This window comes from Pseudovibrio sp. SCP20 (genome assembly GCF_057774105.1).
In genome coordinates this window covers 384,010-402,417 of record NZ_JBYMDH010000002.1, presented here as the reverse complement: position 1 = coordinate 402,417, position 18,408 = coordinate 384,010, and the positions used below count along the sequence as shown (strand labels likewise).

Here is an 18,408-nt window from a genome sequence, read left to right as displayed (position 1 = left end):
CGGTTTGTAGCACCTACATGCCAGCCTTTTAAAGGACGGACAGGGCCACACATGCGGTCCTGCCAGTTTCTGCGATAAATTTCAATCAGGCATAGCACAGCCTAGTTAATAACTAGCATGCCTAAGTTGTTTAGGGCTTACGCACCACCTGCAGGCCATGGGCCATGGAAGCCGGAGCCTTCTTTGTCGGTACGCTCAAAGCCATGCTGGCCGAAGAAGTCGCGCTGACCCTGAATAACATAGGCTGCGGTGCGCTTCTGGCGGATCATATCGAAGGAAGCAAGTGCTGCTGAAAGAGCAGGTGTTGGGACACCGTTTGTGACGCACAGGCTCAGCACATCGCGCAGACCTGGAACTGCATCTTTCATGCGTTCGATAATTGCAGGGGCCAGATACAGAGACTTCAGTTCAGGATTCTCATCGTACGCTTGTGCAATCTCATCCAGGAACCGAGAACGGATAATACAGCCCTGACGCCAGATGCGAGCGATATCGCCCATCGGCAGATCCCAGCCGTTTTCCTTGCCGCCTGCAGCTAGTACAGCAAAGCCTTCTGCGTAAGCAGAGATCTTACCAGCAATCAATGCACGTTCACACGCTGCAATGCCTTCCTGCTTTTCTTCCCAAGTCAGAATTGCATCCGACTGCGGGTAGATATCAGCAATTTCTTGGCGTAGTTCGCGTGCAGAAGAAAGGCAACGAGCAGCAACAGCTGCATCAATACCAGTTGCAGGAACACCCAACATGTGCGCTTCAACAGCAGACCAGCGACCAGTGCCTTTCTGACCAGCAGTATCCAGAATAACGTCGAGGATCGGCTTGCCGCTCTCTTCGTCAACCACACCCATCACGTTCGCGGTGATTTCGATGAGGTAAGACGCCAGAGGGCCTTCGTTCCACTTGGAGAAGATCTCTGCCTGTTCCTGAATGCTCAGGCCTAGGGTAGAGGTCATCACTTCGTGCACTTCGGCAATCATCTGCATGTCAGCATATTCAATGCCGTTGTGCAGGGTCTTTACGAAGTGGCCAGCACCTTCTGGGCCCATCAAAGCAACGCAAGGCTCATCATTGTGCTTCGCTGAGATTGCTTTCAGGATCGGCTCAATGCGCGCATATGCGGTTTCAGAAGCACCAACCATGATGGAAGGACCAAAGCGAGCGCCTTCTGCACCACCCGAAACGCCCATGCCAACAAAGGTGAATGGCGTATCAGCCAGTTCTTTGTAGCGGCGGTTGCTGTCGTGGAAGTCGCTGTTACCTGCGTCGATCAGGATGTCACCGTCTTTTAGGTGATCTTTCAGAACAGAAATCTGCTGATCAACAGGTGCGCCAGCCGGTACCATCAGAATGATAGGACGAGGGGCTTTGATGTTCGCTACCAGCTCTTCAGTGCTGTAGCATGGAATGAACATATCTTTGAGGTGACCAGCCTTTTCCATGAAAGCCTGGGTTCCCTCTGCAGTACGGTTGAATACCGCTACCTTATAGCCATTGTCTGCGATATTGAGAGCCAGATTAGCTCCCATGACGCCCAGCCCTACAAGGCCGATGTCCGCCTGTGTCATCAATACTCTCCGCGCTGCAAGTAGTGCACAAACACGCGCAAAAACCTAATCCAATAGCTAACTTGGCGATTGTATGCGCTTGTGCATCAGAAACTAGGTCTGTGGCATAGGTGAAAAACAGGAATTTGCCAAGGTAGGAATAAGAAAATTCCGCAAAAGCCTAATAAAACTGCCGAAATTATGCTTTTGCGGGACCTTCCTTATTTCAGGTGCTTGGAAAGCACTTCTTTTGCAGCTGTTTCCAGCGCAACTGCGGAGGCCTGCAGCTGACTGCGCTCCACTTCATCCAGACTTGGGAAGAGCGTCGCTTCAATGCCATCAGCTCCCAGCACGCGTGGTACAGAAAGGGCCGTATCCTTAACGCCCACAATCTCTTCATTAACGATAGAAAGACTGATGACAGCATGCTCGTTGGTCAGGATGGCTTTCACAATGCGAGAGAGGCCGGAGCCGATACCGTAGTTGGTCGCGCCTTTGCCTTCGATGATGGAGTAAGCCGCGTAACGAACACCATGATCAATGCGCTCACGCACTTCCTGTGTGATTGGCTTGTTGATCTGTTCTGCAAACGTAAACAGCGGCGTGTTACCAGCCTTCGCGCCAGACCACACCAGCACTTCACTGTCACCATGCTCACCAAGAACATCCGCATGCACAGATGTTGGCGTAATGCCCAGATGCTTACCCAGTAGCGTACGGAAGCGTGCTGTATCCAAAATAGTACCAGACCCAATGACGCGATTGCGTGGCAGACCTGAGATCTCTGTCGCAACCTGAGTCATGATATCAACCGGGTTGGTCGCAATGATCAGGATTGCGTTTGGCGCATATTTCAACACTTCCGGAATAACGCTTGCAAACACACCTGCGTTCCGGGCCAGCAGCTCAATGCGTGTCTCACCCGGCTGCTGGTTCACGCCAGCTGCAATCACAACAACAGCTGCATCTTTCAGGTCACTGTAATCACCACCGATAATGCTCATCGGGCGTGCGAATGGGGTCGCGTGAAGAATATCCTCTGCCTGAGCAATGGCGAGTTTTGGGTTGTAATCGACGAGAACGATTTCGTTGCCCACACCGTTTATGGCCATGGCATAAGCAGCAGTACTTCCAACCGCGCCAACACCAACTACACCGATTTTCATAGGGCTATCCTTTTCTCATCACTCGCTTCTTAAATATTATGCTTGTGTCCTAGACAGTTGCTCAAGGGAATGCAATTCCCTCAAGCGTGACATATCAGCTCGCATAATTATTTCTGGCACTTAGGGCAGAAGAAGGTTGAGCGCCCATTCTGAACCTTGCGTTCAATAACGCCAGAACACTTCGGCGTTCGGCAAGCTTCTCCTTTACGATCGTAGACCGAAAAGTTGTGCTGGAAGTACCCAAGAGATCCATCAGCTTGCCTGTGATCCTTCAGGGAAGAACCTCCGGATTCAATCGCCTCCTGCAGCACTTCCCGAATGTGATTGGAAAGCTCATCTGCCTTCTTGAGCGGCTTGCCGGACTTACCGGCGAGTGTGGATGCGCTGTTGAAAGGACTTAACCCCGTTCTCCAGAGTGCTTCACACACATAAATGTTACCCAACCCTGCGATGAACTTCTGATTGAGCAAAGCAGCCTTAAGCGATGTTTTCCGGTTCTCAAACAGCTTGGCAAGATAAGCTCCGTCCAGCTCATTGCCGAGCGGCTCAATGCCCATGTCGACAAACAACGGGTGCGTCGCCAGCTCACTGCGCGGAATGAGAACCATGAACCCAAAGCGCCGCGGGTCGTTGTAAATGATCTTCACAATCGTTTCGCGGTCAGCTGGGCGAACATGGAAGATCACATGATCATGCTGCGGATGCTTGCCTTTTGCATGATACATTTCAACGGTTTGCGTCGGTTCGGCGTCTTCGGTCTCGATCCACCGAAACGATCCGGACATGCCAAGATGCATCACCAGAACATCACCGCTATCCAGATCAAGCAGCAGATACTTGGCACGACGACTGAAGGAAACGACCTGACGATTTTCCAGTCGTTCTACAAAATCATCGCCGAATGGGAAGCGAAGATCAGGTCGGCGTTGTTCAACTCTGCAAATTGTTGCATTGTCAAAAAAAGGAGCTAGTCCGCGGCGGACTGTTTCAACCTCCGGTAATTCAGGCATAAGATATCCGTTGGTACAGTGGTTTGCTGCTGGGCAAAGATTGCGTTCTAGAATAGCGCTTTGTAACAAGCTGTACTATGTTCGCCCGCGAAATGGAGTGATTTGATTATGGCGCGTGAGTTCTCAACCCCTGAGCAGGCATCCGTAACAGACCCGACTGAAATGGCAACAAGCTTCGGGTTTCGCACAGTTCGCGAAGGTGAAAAGCAGGATCTGGTGGATGATGTTTTCCACAAAGTGGCATCCCGCTATGACCTGATGAACGACCTCATGTCTGGTGGACTGCATCGTCTCTGGAAAGACGCGATGGTTTCCAGCCTGAACCCACCAAAGAATGGCGCCCGTGTATGGCGACATCTGGACGTGGCTGGCGGCACTGGCGACATCGCAACCCGTGTGGTTGAGCGTTCCAACCGAACCATTAAATCTACCGTCTGTGACATCAACGGCTCCATGCTAGGTGTAGGCAAAGACCGCGCAAATGCAGCTGGCCTTGCCGAAAACATCGAGTTCATTCAGGGCAACGCAGAAGAATTGCCTTTCCCGGATAAGCATTTCGATGCCTACACCATCGCATTCGGTATCAGAAACGTTCCGCAAATCGACAAAGCCCTGAGCGAGGCATTCCGTGTGCTGAAGCGTGGTGGCCGCTTCATGTGTCTTGAATTCTCTCAGGTTGATGTGCCAGCACTTGATAAGGTCTATGACCTGTTCTCCTTCCATGCCATTCCGAAAATCGGGCAGGTCGTGACAGGTGACGGCGATCCATACAGCTACCTCGTAGAATCTATCCGAAAGTTTCCTAATCAGGAACGTTTTGCGCAGATGATACGGGACGCAGGCTTTGAGCGTGTCACATACAGAAACTACACTGGCGGTATCGCTGCACTTCACTCCGGCTGGAAAATCTAACCAGTTATGATCGCTAATATTGTGCCATTTATGCGTCTGATTTTCGCGGGTTATGTCATGGCCCGCGAAGGTGTGTTTGGACTTGTCTCTCTACCGGACCTGCCTCCCGGACCGCGCCTTGCCATCGGCATGGCCCGTATGGTTGAGCGCCGTGGAATTGAGAAGAAAGACGCAGCAGCTCGCCTGACTGATGCCTTGAACCGCCTCGGCCCCTCCTACATCAAGCTGGGCCAGTTCCTCGCAACACGCCCGGATGTGGTTGGTAAGGAAGCCGCTAAAGAACTTTCTGCGCTGCAAGACAATGTACCGCCATTCCTCACCGAATATGCGCGTAAAACGGTTGAAGAGCAGCTCGGCAAAACCGTTGAAGATCATTTCGAAGAGTTTGGTGAGCCGGTTGCTGCAGCGTCTATCGCTCAGGTGCACCCAGCGTACTTTAGAAATCGTGATGGTGAGCTGGAAAAAGTCGCGGTTAAAGTCCTGCGCCCAGGCGTAGAGCGTGGTTTCAAGCGTGATTTGAAAAGCTTCTACCTTGCTGCACGTCTTGCAGAACGTTTCAGCCCGGCAAGCCGCCGTCTCCGTCCGCTTGCGACTGTTGAGACCTATGAACGCGCTGTTATTCTGGAAATGGACCTGCGCATGGAAGCTGCAGCTCTTTCCGAAATGGGTGAAAACAGCAAGGACGATACAGATTTCCGCGTTCCAAGCGTAGACTGGCCGCGCACCTCTCGTTCCGTGCTCACCATGGAGTGGGTTGACGGCGTGAAGCTCTCCAATCTGGAAGGCATTGAAGAAGCTGGCCACGATCTCGCCGAGCTTGGCAACAAGGTCATCCAGACTTTCCTGCGCCATGCAGTACGCGACGGTTTCTTCCATGCGGATATGCACCAGGGCAACCTGTTCGTAGAACCTGATGGAACGCTGGTCGCTGTGGATCTGGGCATCACCGGACGCCTTGGCCTCTCAGAGCGCCGCTTCCTTGCAGAGATCCTCTACGGTTTCATCACCCGCAACTATCTCAGAGTGGCCGAAGTTCACTTTGAGGCAGGTTATGTGCCGGCTGATCAGGATGTTGACATCTTCGCTCAGGCGATCCGGGCAATTGGTGAGCCGATCCACGGACATGATGCCAGTGAAATCTCCATGGCGCGTCTGCTGACCCAGCTGTTTGAAGTGACTGAGATGTTCAATATGCACACTCAGCCGCAGCTTATCCTACTGCAGAAAAACATGGTTTTGGCAGAAGGTGTTGCTCGCTCGCTGAACCCGCATCTGGATATGTGGAACACAGCTGACCCTGTGGTCACCAGCTGGATCCAGCGCAATCTGGGTCCAATGGGGCGCATTTCGGATCTCGCAACCGGCGTGACTGTTCTGGGACGTCTGGCCAGTGACCTGCCAATTATCGCAGATCGCGCGAGCAAGTTTTCCAATCAGCTTGAGTCGATGGCCAACAATGGTCTGAGATTTGATGAGGCAACAGCTGACGCCATTGGCAAGTCAGAGGCAAAGCACAGCCGCTCAGGACGTATAGCGCTCTGGGTCATTGCGCTTGCCCTCTCAGCAATTGCCTATGGCATCCATCTCTAAGAATTTCTGAGTTGATACTATGAAAAACGGGAGTTGTTACGCTCCCGTTTTTTATTGGTTAGCCGGCTATTTCCTCAATAATCTAGAAATAATTAGATCATACTAAGTTACTGCATAATTTTATCTAAGATTTATATAGTCATTGCAATTGATGATATGAATTGTAGGCGGGTTGTAACCCAGTAAAACGTGCTAAAAGCAAGATAGCTTGAAAGAAGTATTTGAGATTTCTAAGGGACTACTCAGAGTCTTAGGGGAACTCTCAAAGCATTTGTAAAACTATCTTCCTGGAGGTGCCGCTGTGCCAGACAGTTCTGAACTGGGGACCCGTGAACGGTTACTTGATGCCGCTGAACGCTTGCTCGCTGAACATGGTCTTGCGGAAACTTCAGTGAGAATGATCACTGAAAAAGCAGACGCAAATGTTGCTGCCGTAAACTACCATTTTGGCAGCAAAGAAGACCTCGTCAGAGCTGTCTTCATGCGCCGTCTCCGCGAAATTGACGACATGCGCATGCAGCGCCTCGATGCTCTGGAAGTTGGCGGTCGCCAGCCAGATGTTGAGGAAATTACCCGAGCCTTTATGGAGCCACTGATCGTTCAGGGCATTTCCCGCGATACTGGTAAGTTGGTCCCGTTCGTGGTCCTTATCCGGCAAGTCTTCTCAGACCCTGAGTCCGGCCAGAAGATCATGCATTCCTGGGAACCGCCCAAGATCATCCTGCGTATCACCAAGGCATTAGCTAAGGCCACAGAGAGCGATATCCCGACGGGTCCTCGTGCGCAGCTCCTCATGATGCTCATGCACAGCGCCACGCTCGAAGCGCTATATGTCGTCACCGGCGCCTCAAAAGGCCCCTATGATGAAGAGCTGGATCAGGACGAAATCGTGGAAGGTACCATCCGTTTCGTCTCAAACGGCATCAAAGCCTTCTTCATGGCTGGCGCACTGGAAGAAGCTTAATCTGCCAACTAGAACGGCGAGACACGGCGGAGCGTCAGGTTCAACCTGCCTCCGTCTTTTAGTAGGTTCGAACTCCCGCCAAGTACGCGATCAATGCCGTGGTGGCAAAGCCGCGACTCTCCACCCAAAACCACCACATCCCCTGAACTCAACTTTAGCGACTGTGTTGGACCTCCACGCTTTACGCCGCCAAGGCGGAATACGGCTGTGTCTCCCAGACTGATGGAGACAACCGGCGCTTCAAACGTCTTTTCATCCCGGTCCTGATGCATGCCCATTTTTGCGGTCGCAGCGTAGTAATTAACGAGGCATGCCTCTGGTGCCGCCTCACACTCACCCACCTGCCTCCACAAGCTCTGTAAGACTTCCGGTATCCCCGGCCAAGGCTGTCCACTCTCTGGATGCTGAGGTTGATACCGATAGCCATTGCGATCAGACACCCAGCCTAAGGAGCCCAGATTTGTCATGCGAACAGAAAACGGCTTCCCAGTGCGTGGCATCACTGGAGTGAACAGGGGGGCTTCTTTGACGAGGTATTTGAGTGTCTCAACAAGCTCCTTCTGCTCCTCAAGTGAGAAGTAGCCCGGCAGGTATTTGAACCCCTTAGGAAAGTCATCGCTCAACTGCATCTGAACACCTTATTTCATCCCGGCTATTCTGCTGAAAAGTCCGCTTATAAAAACGGAAAACTTGGAGAGATTTGCCGAAAGTGAATTTAACCCATATTCCTCAAAATAGTGGTTTCCCGGTTAAGGAGAACCACAAATGCACCTTCTTCCTCCGTTGCTCGCAGCTGTGCTGAACATTTTCGCAGCATTTGTCTCTCTTCTCATTCTGCTCACGCTCATTGCGGTTGTCGTTTTATATGTGGTTGATCGACGACAGCATAAAGACGCAATACGGCACAATTTCCCCGTTGTTGGCCGTTTCCGAGCGCTCTTCTCCTATCTGGGTGAGTTCTTCCGCCAATACTTCTTCGCGATGGATCGTGAGGAAATGCCGTTCAACCGAGCTGAGCGAAACTGGGTGGACCACGCCTCTAAGGCAGAAGGCAACACCATGGCCTTCGGTTCAACCAAAAACCTGAGCATCCCGGGCACCGCACTCTTCGTCAACGCTCCCTTCGCCAAGCTGGAAAAAGAAATCGATGAGCCAGAACCTCTCCTGATCGGTCCCTACGTCGAGAACCCATATATCCCACCCAGTTACTTCAACATCTCTGGCATGAGCTTCGGTGCGATATCCCGCCCAGCAGTCCTCGCTCTCTCCCGAGGTGCCAAGATGGCAAACTGCTGGATGAACACCGGCGAGGGCGGTCTGTCACCATACCATCTTGAAGGTGGTGCAGATATCGTCTTCCAGATCGGCACAGCGAAATACGGCTGCCGAAATGAAGACTGCACCCTCAATGAAGACAAGCTGAAAGCCATTACAGACCATGCACAGGTCAAGATGGTCGAAATCAAGCTGGCACAAGGGGCCAAGCCCGGTAAGGGTGGTCTTCTGCCCGGTGGCAAAGTGACACCTGAAATTGCAGAGATCCGGGGCATTAAAGTTGGCCAACCCTCTCACTCTCCAAACCGCCACCCTGAGATCAGCAACACCAGTGAACTGCTCGACTTCATCAGCAGGGTCCGTGCGATTGCGAAGAAACCAGTTGGCTTCAAAACGGTAATCGGATCAGCTCACTGGATCGAAGAACTTTGCCATGAAATCAACCACCGCGGCATTGAGCATGCTCCTGACTTCATCACAATCGACTCCGCAGATGGCGGCACAGGTGCTGCACCAATGCCGCTTATGGACAACGTAGGCCTGCGTATCTCCGAATCTCTGCCGATCGTGGACCACGTTTTGAGAAAGCATGATTTGCGGGACCGTATCCGCATCATTGTATCTGGCAAGCGCATCACCCCCTCAGCTGTCGCTCTGGCTTTGTGTGCGGGGGCAGATTTCACGGTAACAGCACGTGGCTTCCTGTTCTCATTGGGCTGCATTCAGGCCATGCGATGCAATAAAAATACATGCCCAACCGGCATCACCACCCACAACGAAGCCCTACAGGCTGGCCTCGACCCAACCGAGAAAAGCCACCGCGTCGCTGCCTATTGCCATAGTGTGCGGATGGAAGTGGACATGATCGCTCATGCATGCGGCGTAGATGCTGCAAGACAGCTTTCACGGGAGCACGTGCGCATCGTCCAAGAAAATGGGAACTCAATCTCACTGGAAGAGCTCTATCCACAAACACCCTCTTAGAAATGGGGGTAACGCAGAAAAGCGGGATGCAATAGAGGTGTTTCTGGGTGGTTTTCCAAAGAAAATTTCGGTTTCTTAACTTAGAAAAAGGCTTCGGATAGGTCTTGTGTCGATATATCGGGTCCTGTCCCTTGCAGGGGCAGGGGACCCCTCTTATATAGCCAATTGAAGTTTTCTTGCGTGTTTGCGACAACTCACGCAAGTGCAATGTATTGGGGACCGGTTGGAAGCTGATCCGACATTATCCGAAGGCCTTCGGGGTTCGGGCGGTCTGCCGAAAGGAGAGTGAAAAACATGGCAAAGGTCATCGGTATCGACCTCGGCACGACAAATTCGTGCGTATCTGTAATGGACGGCAAAGACGCCAAGGTAATTGAAAACGCAGAAGGTGCGCGTACTACCCCTTCTATGGTTGCTTTTACTGATGATGGTGAGCGCCTTGTAGGCCAGCCAGCTAAGCGTCAGGCTGTAACCAACCCAACAGACACCCTGTTTGCTGTTAAGCGCCTCATCGGTCGTCGTTTTGACGATCCGACTGTTGCAAAAGATAAAAAGCTCGTCCCATACGAAATCGTAAAAGCCGACAACGGCGACGCTTGGGTTGAAGCTGAGGGTGAGAAGTTCTCCCCATCCCAGATTTCTGCTTTCATCCTGCAGAAGATGAAAGAAACCGCTGAAAGCTTCCTTGGTGAAACCGTCACCCAGGCAGTTATCACCGTTCCTGCATACTTCAACGACGCTCAGCGCCAGGCAACCAAAGATGCCGGTAAGATCGCTGGTCTTGAAGTTCTGCGTATCATCAACGAACCAACTGCTGCTGCCCTTGCATACGGCATGGACAAAAACGATGGTAAGACCATCGCAGTTTACGACCTTGGTGGTGGTACCTTCGACGTTTCCATCCTGGAAATCGGTGATGGCGTATTTGAAGTGAAGTCCACCAATGGTGACACCTTCCTCGGTGGTGAAGACTTCGACATGCGTTTGGTTGATTACCTCGCAGACGAGTTCAAAAAAGAACAGGGCATTGACCTGAAGAACGACAAGCTGGCTCTGCAGCGCTTGAAAGAAGCTGCTGAAAAAGCAAAGATCGAGCTGTCTTCTTCTTCTCAGACCGAAATCAATCTGCCGTTCATCACAGCAGACGCAACCGGTCCTAAGCACCTTACCCTGAAACTGACCCGCGCGAAGTTCGAGCAGCTCGTTGACGATCTGGTACAGCGTACCGTGAACCCAATGAAAGCAGCTCTGAAAGACGCAGGTCTGGCAGCTGGTGAAATCGACGAAATCGTTCTCGTCGGTGGTATGACCCGTATGCCTAAGGTTCAGGAAGTTGTTAAGCAGTTCTTCGGTAAAGAGCCGCACAAAGGCGTGAACCCGGACGAAGTTGTTGCAATGGGTGCGGCAATTCAGGCTGGCGTTCTACAGGGCGACGTTAAAGACGTTCTGCTTCTCGACGTTACGCCTCTGTCCCTCGGCATCGAAACCCTCGGCGGCGTGTTCACACGTCTGATCGACCGCAACACCACGATCCCAACCAAAAAGGGCCAGGTGTTCTCTACAGCTGAAGACAATCAGACTGCAGTGACCATCCGCGTCTTCCAGGGTGAGCGTGAAATGGCTGCGGACAACAAGATCCTCGGTCAGTTCGATCTGGTTGGTATCCCACCAGCACCACGCGGTGTGCCACAGGTTGAAGTTACCTTCGACATCGACGCCAACGGTATCGTGAACGTATCCGCTAAGGATAAGGGCACCGGTAAAGAGCAGCAGATCCGCATTCAGGCATCTGGTGGTCTGTCCGACAACGACATCGAGCAGATGGTGAAAGACGCTGAGTCCCACGCTGAAGAAGACAAGAAGCGTAAGGAACTGGTTGAAGCGAAAAACCAGGGTGAAGCTCTGCACCACTCCACCGAGAAGTCTCTGAAAGAGTACGGCGATAAAGTCTCTGAAGAAGACAAGTCTGCAATCGAAAGCGCTCTGGCAGCTCTGAAGCAGGCTCTCGAAGGTGAAGACCTCGAAGACATTCAGGCGAAGACTCAGGCTCTGGCAGAAGCTTCCATGAAGCTCGGCGAAGCTATGTACAAAGACGCTCAGGCAGCTGAAGAAGCTGGCGAAGGCGCTGAAGACGATGGCGAGCCAAAGCCAGTTGACGATGTTGTTGATGCAGACTTCGAAGAAGTTCGCGACGACGACAAAAAGTCCAGCTAACTAATACTTTCACCTCGCAAGCTCCAACGGGCTTGCGAGGTGAACTTTATTGAAGTATTTCCCGACTGTATGGAAGATTTGAGTTAAACAGAACCTTTGGAGTGCAATTGCATTCGAAGGAACTGCTTCCTACATATGGGGTGCTGGGAATGTGTGCGCTGTGCTTGAAGCTGCACCAGATTGACCAGCTGAACAGTAAACAGTTTTGTTTTGAAGAAGAGTGCAGTCCGCGAGTGAATTCGCTGTAAAGCAAGAATGGCTTCGACTGCCACCAGTTACCTCAGACTGAGCTGACGTTCTCCTGAGGCTTCAAAACGCAGATAGACATCACGTCTTTGGAGCTTATTTCATAATGTCTAAACGCGACTACTATGAGGTGCTGGGGGTAGCACGGGAGGTCGACGAAAAGGCACTTAAGAGCGCTTATCGCAAACTTGCGATGAAATACCATCCGGACCGCAATCCTGGTGATGATGAAGCGGAAGCAAACTTTAAGGAAGTAAGCGAAGCTTACGAAACCCTGAAAGACCCGCAAAAGCGCGCAGCCTACGATCGATTTGGCCATGCAGCCTTTGAAAACGGCGGCTTTGGTGGTGGCGGTGGAGCAGGTCCGGGCGACTTTGCTTCTTCCATGGCAGACATTTTTGATGAGTTCTTCGGTGGCGGCGGTGGCCGTCGCGGCTCCGGTCGTGAACGCGGTGCTGACCTACGCTACAATCTGGAAATCTCTCTTGAAGAAGCCTACGAAGGCAAATCCGTCGAGATCGAGGTTCCAACTTCCGTAACATGTGAACCGTGCAGTGGCTCTGGTGCAAAATCCGGAACCCGTCCGTCCACCTGCCCAACTTGTGGCGGTGCAGGACGCGTAAGAGCGGCTCAGGGCTTCTTCACCATGGAGCGCACCTGTCCAACCTGTCAGGGCCGTGGTGAGATCATCACTGACCCATGTGACAGCTGTGGCGGTACAGGCCGGACAACAAAAGAGCGTACGCTCTCTGTCAACATTCCATCAGGCATTGAGGATGGCACGCGTATTCGCTTATCAGGTGAAGGTGAAGCAGGTGCTCGCGGCGGGCCAGCTGGCGATCTCTACATCTTCCTGTCCATCCGTCCGCACGAATTCTTCCAGCGCGATGGTGCAGACATATTCTGCCGCGTGCCGATTTCCATGACAACCGCTGCTCTGGGTGGCCAGTTTGAAGTTCCGGCACTGGATGGCAACACAGCCCGCGTGAAGGTTCCCGAAAGCACTCAGACCGGTAAACAGTTCCGTCTGCGTGGTAAAGGCATGCCAGTAATGCGGTCTAGCCAGAAGGGCGACATGTATATCCAGGTTGCCGTTGAGACACCAACAAACCTTACGAAGAGGCAGAAAGAGCTTCTCTCAGAATTTGAAGGTGAATCTTCTGGTGAAAACCATCCTGAATCTACTGGCTTTTTCGCGAAGGCCAAAGATTTTTTGGAAAATTTCAAAGCTTAGGACTTTAAAAGGCCATCAAGCAGTAATATCTCAGTAGTACCCTTTGTTGTTGCTACGGAGAGTTGAATGTTTCACGAAACGCGGTCCCGGGCTGAAAACGCCTTGAACAAATTTCGTGAACCTTCCAAGTTTCTTCGGGCGTGGGTGGAAGCACCACTCACGACCGGAGCAGTCGCTCCCTCCGGTCCCGTTCTCGCACAGAGAATGGCAGAGTTCGTTCCCGTCCAATCCCAAAATCCGGTTTTAGAGCTCGGCCCTGGCACAGGCCCGGTGACAAAAGCTATTCTGGAAGCTGGAATCTCTAAGGAACGCCTGACCTGCTTGGAATACAGCCCCGACTTCTGCGAACATCTCAGCGAAAAATTCGAAGGCCTGAACGTCGTACAAGGCGATGCCTACAACATGCACCTGAGTCTAGGGCACATTGAGCCCAACTCGCTCTGTGCCGTTGTCTCTAGCCTTCCGTTGATCTCCCGTCCTATGGAGTTCCGCCTGAAATGCATCCGTGATGCCTTTGCGTTGATGAGACCGGGTGCGCCGTTCATTCAGTTCTCTTATTCTCTGGCCTCACCAGTGTCACTGAAATCCAAGATGTTCAGCTGGTCGAAAACCGGGTGGATCGTGAAGAACATTCCGCCTGCGCGGGTCTGGATCTATCGCAAGCCCTTTTGATTTTGCGATAGAGCGCTTTAAGCGGGCAAACACCTAAAAACACATGTCTTCCATAAACCTTACGCTTGGGTAGTATGGGGTATTCTGCGTGCCGGATTTACCCGAGATCTTCCCACTCTTAAGCGCGAGAGTGCTGAGCCCTGTCGTGAGGATAGCCCTATGAAGCCAAAGATACTGGTGTTTTCAGGTTCAACCCGTAAAGGGTCCTACAACAAGATGTTGGCTGCGTTGGTGGCAAAGCATCTGACAATCGCAAACGCGGATGTGACCACAATCAGCCTCGCTGACTATCCTCTACCCATCTACGACGGTGATCTGGAAGATGAAACAGGTATCCCCGAGAACGCTTTCAAGCTGAGGAAGCTGATCGAAACCCACCACGGTATTTTCATCGCCAGCCCTGAATACAATTCCTCCATCACCCCGCTGCTCAAAAACACTCTCGACTGGATCAGCCGCATCCAGCTGCCGGAAGAAGAGCCGCTCCAGCTCTTCCATACATCCGTGTATGCCGTTGGTGGTGCGTCCCCCGGAGCGCATGGCTCTCTGCGTGGGCTCATGCACCTCAGGACGATCATGGAGGTGTCATTAGGGTGTTTGGTTCTGCCCGAAATGATCTCAATAAACTTTGCCGGCAAATCCTTTGATGAGAATGGTGACCTCACAAAAGACCACCAGATCAAGCGATTGCATAAGCTTATTGAACGCTTCGTGAGTGAGGCGAGCCACGTAAAGCTACAGGATAACTGAGTTTTTTTGGCTTGTCGCATTGGCATTGCGCAAAGGACTACATACATAATACCGCAGACACAAATTTGAAAATGAGTTGCGCGGGAGTTTGCTCCGCTGCCAATTGAACTCTGGAGAAAAATGAATGAGTGAACCTGAACAGTGGCACGGCACAACCATCTTGACCGTGCGCAAAGGCGGCAAAGTCGTAATTGCTGGAGATGGTCAGGTATCTCTTGGATCAACGGTTATTAAAGGCACTGCACGTAAGGTCCGCCCACTGGCTGGCGGCAAAGTCATTGCAGGCTTCGCAGGTGCTACTGCTGATGCATTCACGCTGTTTGAACGCCTCGAAGCAAAGCTGGAACAATACCCGGACCAGCTGATGCGCGCTTGCGTGGAAATGGCAAAGGATTGGCGGACAGACCGCTACCTGCGCCGTCTGGAAGCCATGATGCTGGTTGCCGACAAAAAGCACTCTCTGGTGCTGACAGGTACCGGTGACGTGCTTGAGCCAGAAAACGGCGTCATGGGCATCGGCTCCGGCGGCAATTTTGCCCTGTCCGCAGCGCGTGCGCTGGTTGATATGGATCTGACCGCAGAAGAGATTTGCCGTAAGTCCATGACGATCGCAGCAGACATTTGCGTCTACACAAACAGCAACGTCACAGTCGAAATACTCGACGAAGAGTAAGCGTTGTAAAAGAACCAGCTGGAGGTCAGTGATTTGGGATCTCCAGCCCGTTTTTCAGGACACTTTTAGATCAGCTTAAATTGCTAAGCCGAGGATACTTGAAGTCTTTACGTCCCATTTGGATTTGACGAGGATCTGATGATATCAAGAGCATCCCTTACCGGAGCCGTCTCCGCAGGAATTATCAGCGCAGATCAAGCTGATAAGCTCGTCTCCTATTTATCTCTTCAAGCCGCTAACATTCAGAAGCAGCAGGATCAGGAAAACACGCATGATCCCGAAGAGGTCCGTTTCACACGTGGCTTCCATGACATCTTCATCAGCCTCGGAATTCTGATTGTCTTCGCTGGCTACGGCATTGGTCTGGGTGAACCTTTGACACAAGGCGGCCTCCCAACAGCAGCTGTTGCCGGTGCTGGAGCAATCATCTCATGGGTGCTGGCTGAGTGGTTCACCAAGATCAAAAAACTCGCTCTGCCATCCATTCTGCTGACGGGAATTTTCGGCGGTGCCATCGCCCTTGTTGGCTTTGGCCTGTTTACGCCCTCTGTTTTGAACGATGAGTCTGAAGCTATCCAGGTCATCCTGAGTTCAATCTTCGCTCTCGGCGGTGCATCGCTATTCTACTGGCGCTTCAAAGTGCCAATCACGCTGACGGTGATTGTCGCTGGGATCATGGGCATGATCGTTGGTGTTCTGACCTATGTGACTGATACGCAAATCCTTGATTACCTCTCATGGGTATCTCTGGTCTGCGGTCTGTTCGCTTTCGCTTGCGCCATGTACTTCGATACCAAAGACACACGGCGCGAAACGCTGAACACGGACAAAGCCTTCTGGCTTCATCTGCTTGCAGCTCCACTCATCGTGCACTCAATCCTGAGCGGCATGTATTTTGAGGAACTGACAGAAACCTACGCAGTGGTCTCCATCGCTGTTGTGCTGGCATTTGGCGCGGTTGCCCTCGTCATTGACCGCCGTGCAATGCTGGTTGCAGCGCTGAGTTATCTCGGCTTTGCATTAGCCTATTTGCTGGAGTCCGCTGACTTTTCAGCATCGCAGTTGACTGCTATCTCCCTTGTATTGCTTGGGAGTTTTGTATTGCTGCTCGGTTCGGGCTGGAACGTGGCGCGACGGATCGTCATGCGCCCTCTTGCAGGAACCACACTCACTACATATCTGCCACCTATCCGGAACTAGAAAGTAAGAAAATGACAAATTTCTCTCCACGGGAAATCGTTAGTGAACTCGATCGCTACATCATCGGCCAGCATGATGCTAAACGCGCTGTAGCAATTGCGCTGCGCAACAGATGGCGCCGTCAGCAGCTGGATGAAGAGCTGCGCGAAGAAGTTCAGCCAAAGAACATTCTCATGATTGGTCCAACTGGCGTTGGTAAGACTGAGATCTCCCGCCGTCTGGCGAAACTTGCGAATGCTCCTTTCACAAAAGTTGAAGCTACCAAGTTTACCGAGGTCGGCTACGTCGGTCGTGATGTCGAACAGATCATCCGCGATCTGGTGGAATCCGCTATCGCGCTGGTGCGCGAGCAGAGCCGTAAAGACGTGGAAGCAAAAGCGCATGTTCTGGCGGAAGAACGCGTTCTGGATGCGCTGGTCGGTGCCAATGCAAGCCCTGCCACACGCGACACATTCCGCAAGAAACTGCGTGAAGGTGATCTGGATGAGCGTGAAATCGAGATCGAAGTCCGCGCTAACCCACAAATGCCAAGCTTTGACATCCCTGGTATGCCAGGCAGCAGCGTAGGTGTCATGAACATCTCTGACATGCTGGGCAAAGCATTTGGCGGCCAGACCAAGCCTAAGCGCACCAACGTCAAAGACAGCCACAAAGTGCTGTTGGCGGAAGAGTCCGACAAGCTGCTCGACGAAGAGAAGATCGTTCAGGAAGCAATCGCACTGGTTGAGAACTCCGGCATCGTGTTCCTCGACGAAATCGACAAGATTTGTGCGAAGGATGGCCGTAACGGCGGCGACGTATCCCGTGAAGGTGTTCAGCGCGACTTGCTGCCACTGATCGAAGGTACCGTTGTCTCCACCAAGCATGGTCCGGTGAAGACAGACCACGTTCTGTTCATCGCATCCGGTGCATTCCATGTGTCCAAGCCATCTGACTTGCTGCCAGAGCTTCAGGGCCGTCTGCCAATCCGCGTTGAGCTGAAGGCACTGACGAAAGAAGACTTCGTCAAGATCCTGACCGACACAGAAGCGAGCCTCATCAAGCAGTACGTTGCTCTGATGGGCACAGAAAGCGTGACCATCGAGTTTACCGATGATGCGATCGACGAAATCGCCACCATCGCAGTAGACCTGAACGCGACTGTTGAGAACATTGGTGCTCGCCGTCTGCAGACAGTGATGGAGCGTGTTCTGGACGAGATTTCCTTCGCTGCACCAGATAAGTCTGGCGAACAGGTCACTATTGATGCTGCCTATGTGAAATCCAATGTCAGCGAACTGGCCAAGAACGTCGATTTGTCTCAGTTCATCCTCTAACTGACTCAAAAATCAGTCGGAAAAAGAAAACCTAGCGGAATGTGGCAAGGAAAAATACTTGCCGCATACCACCTCAAGTGGCAGCATGCCGACATGGTAGCTATTCGCAAAAGTAATGAAGAAGGTCACCACCGCAAATTTCTGGTCGTTGTAGATGATACGCCAGAATGTGGTCGAGCCATCGTTTATGCCGCAAAGCGTGCAGCCCGCACCGGCGGTATTGTTCTCTTGCTCTACGTTATTGCACCGGGAAATTTCCAGCATTGGCTAGGGGTTGAGGACATCATGCGTCAAGAAGCGCGTGATAATGCAGATACAATTCTGGCAAAAGCTGCTGAAAGAGTAAGAGCTGCGGCAAGAACAGAACCTGAGCTGGTTGTTCGCGAAGGCCATCAGTCAGATGAGATTATCGCCCTGATTGAAGAAGACGCAGACATTGCGATTCTCGTCTTGGCAGCAGGAACCAGCAAGGAAGGCCCGGGCCCTCTTGTTTCATCCATAGCGGGTAAATCGGCAGGAACATTCCCGATCCCGACAACCATCGTGCCAGGTAATTTGGACGATGATGCACTGGATGCTCTTGCCTGATCAGGTTTACCTATCATATAGAACTGAAAACAGTCATTGCTGAAGCGTGAAGTAGTGTAAACTGTGCTGC

General features: G+C 52.1%; 16 protein-coding genes. 12 read left to right on the top strand and 4 right to left on the bottom strand.

Features of this window, described 5'->3' with window-relative positions; all coding sequences use genetic code 11:
• Nucleotides 1-137 precede the first annotated feature (137 nt).
• The 3 genes from gndA to mutM all read right to left on the bottom strand — a co-directional run bounded on the left by gndA (nt 138) and on the right by mutM (nt 3,720).
• A complete protein-coding gene (gene gndA / locus AC3CB2_RS10370; protein ID WP_008548725.1) occupies nt 138-1,565 on the bottom strand; it encodes an NADP-dependent phosphogluconate dehydrogenase in 1,428 nt (475 codons plus the stop codon).
• A gap of 200 nt (nt 1,566-1,765) precedes the next feature.
• On the bottom strand, nt 1,766-2,710 hold the full coding sequence (locus AC3CB2_RS10365; RefSeq protein WP_008548488.1) for an L-lactate dehydrogenase: 945 nt from the start codon (nt 2,708-2,710) through the stop codon (nt 1,766-1,768).
• Between the two features lie 107 nt (nt 2,711-2,817).
• Nucleotides 2,818-3,720 carry a bifunctional DNA-formamidopyrimidine glycosylase/DNA-(apurinic or apyrimidinic site) lyase gene (gene mutM, locus AC3CB2_RS10360; RefSeq protein WP_352932427.1) on the bottom strand — a complete coding sequence of 301 codons (903 nt, stop codon included), beginning with the start codon at nt 3,718-3,720 and terminating at the stop codon, nt 2,818-2,820.
• A 108-nt stretch (nt 3,721-3,828) separates the two neighbouring features.
• Here mutM and ubiE point away from each other — a divergent pair, with 108 nt between their 5' ends.
• The 3 genes from ubiE to AC3CB2_RS10345 all read left to right on the top strand — a co-directional run bounded on the left by ubiE (nt 3,829) and on the right by AC3CB2_RS10345 (nt 7,186).
• A complete protein-coding gene (gene ubiE, locus AC3CB2_RS10355; protein ID WP_008548603.1) occupies nt 3,829-4,632 on the top strand; it encodes a bifunctional demethylmenaquinone methyltransferase/2-methoxy-6-polyprenyl-1,4-benzoquinol methylase UbiE in 804 nt (267 codons plus the stop codon).
• Between the two features lie 6 nt (nt 4,633-4,638).
• Nucleotides 4,639-6,222 carry a 2-polyprenylphenol 6-hydroxylase gene (gene ubiB / locus AC3CB2_RS10350; protein WP_008548250.1) on the top strand — a complete coding sequence of 528 codons (1,584 nt, stop codon included), beginning with the start codon at nt 4,639-4,641 and terminating at the stop codon, nt 6,220-6,222.
• Nucleotides 6,223-6,523: 301 nt separating this feature from the next.
• Nucleotides 6,524-7,186, top strand: coding sequence for a TetR/AcrR family transcriptional regulator (locus tag AC3CB2_RS10345; RefSeq protein ID WP_054784506.1), 663 nt, complete (start codon nt 6,524-6,526; stop codon nt 7,184-7,186).
• Between the two features lie 8 nt (nt 7,187-7,194).
• Here AC3CB2_RS10345 and AC3CB2_RS10340 read toward each other — a convergent pair whose 3' ends face one another.
• Nucleotides 7,195-7,815 carry an alpha-ketoglutarate-dependent dioxygenase AlkB family protein gene (locus AC3CB2_RS10340; RefSeq protein ID WP_352932430.1) on the bottom strand — a complete coding sequence of 207 codons (621 nt, stop codon included), beginning with the start codon at nt 7,813-7,815 and terminating at the stop codon, nt 7,195-7,197.
• A 136-nt stretch (nt 7,816-7,951) separates the two neighbouring features.
• On the opposite strand from AC3CB2_RS10340, the gene AC3CB2_RS10335 reads away from it, so the two are divergent.
• From AC3CB2_RS10335 to AC3CB2_RS10295, 9 genes are all read left to right on the top strand, one after another.
• Nucleotides 7,952-9,445: an FMN-binding glutamate synthase family protein gene (locus AC3CB2_RS10335; protein ID WP_352932432.1), complete on the top strand. Its 1,494-nt coding sequence runs from the start codon at nt 7,952-7,954 to the stop codon at nt 9,443-9,445.
• Nucleotides 9,446-9,688: 243 nt separating this feature from the next.
• Nucleotides 9,689-11,659, top strand: a complete 1,971-nt coding sequence (dnaK, locus tag AC3CB2_RS10330; RefSeq protein WP_256377904.1) for a molecular chaperone DnaK — start codon at nt 9,689-9,691, stop codon at nt 11,657-11,659.
• A gap of 352 nt (nt 11,660-12,011) precedes the next feature.
• Nucleotides 12,012-13,139 carry a molecular chaperone DnaJ gene (gene dnaJ, locus AC3CB2_RS10325; RefSeq protein WP_008548319.1) on the top strand — a complete coding sequence of 376 codons (1,128 nt, stop codon included), beginning with the start codon at nt 12,012-12,014 and terminating at the stop codon, nt 13,137-13,139.
• A gap of 66 nt (nt 13,140-13,205) precedes the next feature.
• Nucleotides 13,206-13,811, top strand: a complete 606-nt coding sequence (locus AC3CB2_RS10320) for a class I SAM-dependent methyltransferase (RefSeq protein WP_352932434.1) — start codon at nt 13,206-13,208, stop codon at nt 13,809-13,811.
• A 159-nt stretch (nt 13,812-13,970) separates the two neighbouring features.
• Entirely contained in the window at nt 13,971-14,561 is a 591-nt protein-coding gene (locus tag AC3CB2_RS10315; RefSeq protein WP_008548356.1) for an NADPH-dependent FMN reductase, read from the top strand.
• 124 nt (nt 14,562-14,685) lie between these two features.
• Nucleotides 14,686-15,234, top strand: coding sequence for an ATP-dependent protease subunit HslV (hslV, locus tag AC3CB2_RS10310; protein ID WP_014283409.1), 549 nt, complete (start codon nt 14,686-14,688; stop codon nt 15,232-15,234).
• Between the two features lie 138 nt (nt 15,235-15,372).
• Nucleotides 15,373-16,434 carry a hypothetical protein gene (locus AC3CB2_RS10305; protein WP_014283410.1) on the top strand — a complete coding sequence of 354 codons (1,062 nt, stop codon included), beginning with the start codon at nt 15,373-15,375 and terminating at the stop codon, nt 16,432-16,434.
• Nucleotides 16,435-16,445: 11 nt separating this feature from the next.
• Entirely contained in the window at nt 16,446-17,750 is a 1,305-nt protein-coding gene (gene hslU, locus AC3CB2_RS10300) for an ATP-dependent protease ATPase subunit HslU (RefSeq protein ID WP_008548289.1), read from the top strand.
• Nucleotides 17,751-17,843: 93 nt separating this feature from the next.
• Nucleotides 17,844-18,338 carry a universal stress protein gene (locus tag AC3CB2_RS10295; RefSeq protein WP_008548304.1) on the top strand — a complete coding sequence of 165 codons (495 nt, stop codon included), beginning with the start codon at nt 17,844-17,846 and terminating at the stop codon, nt 18,336-18,338.
• The last annotated feature ends 70 nt before the right edge of the window (nt 18,339-18,408 follow it).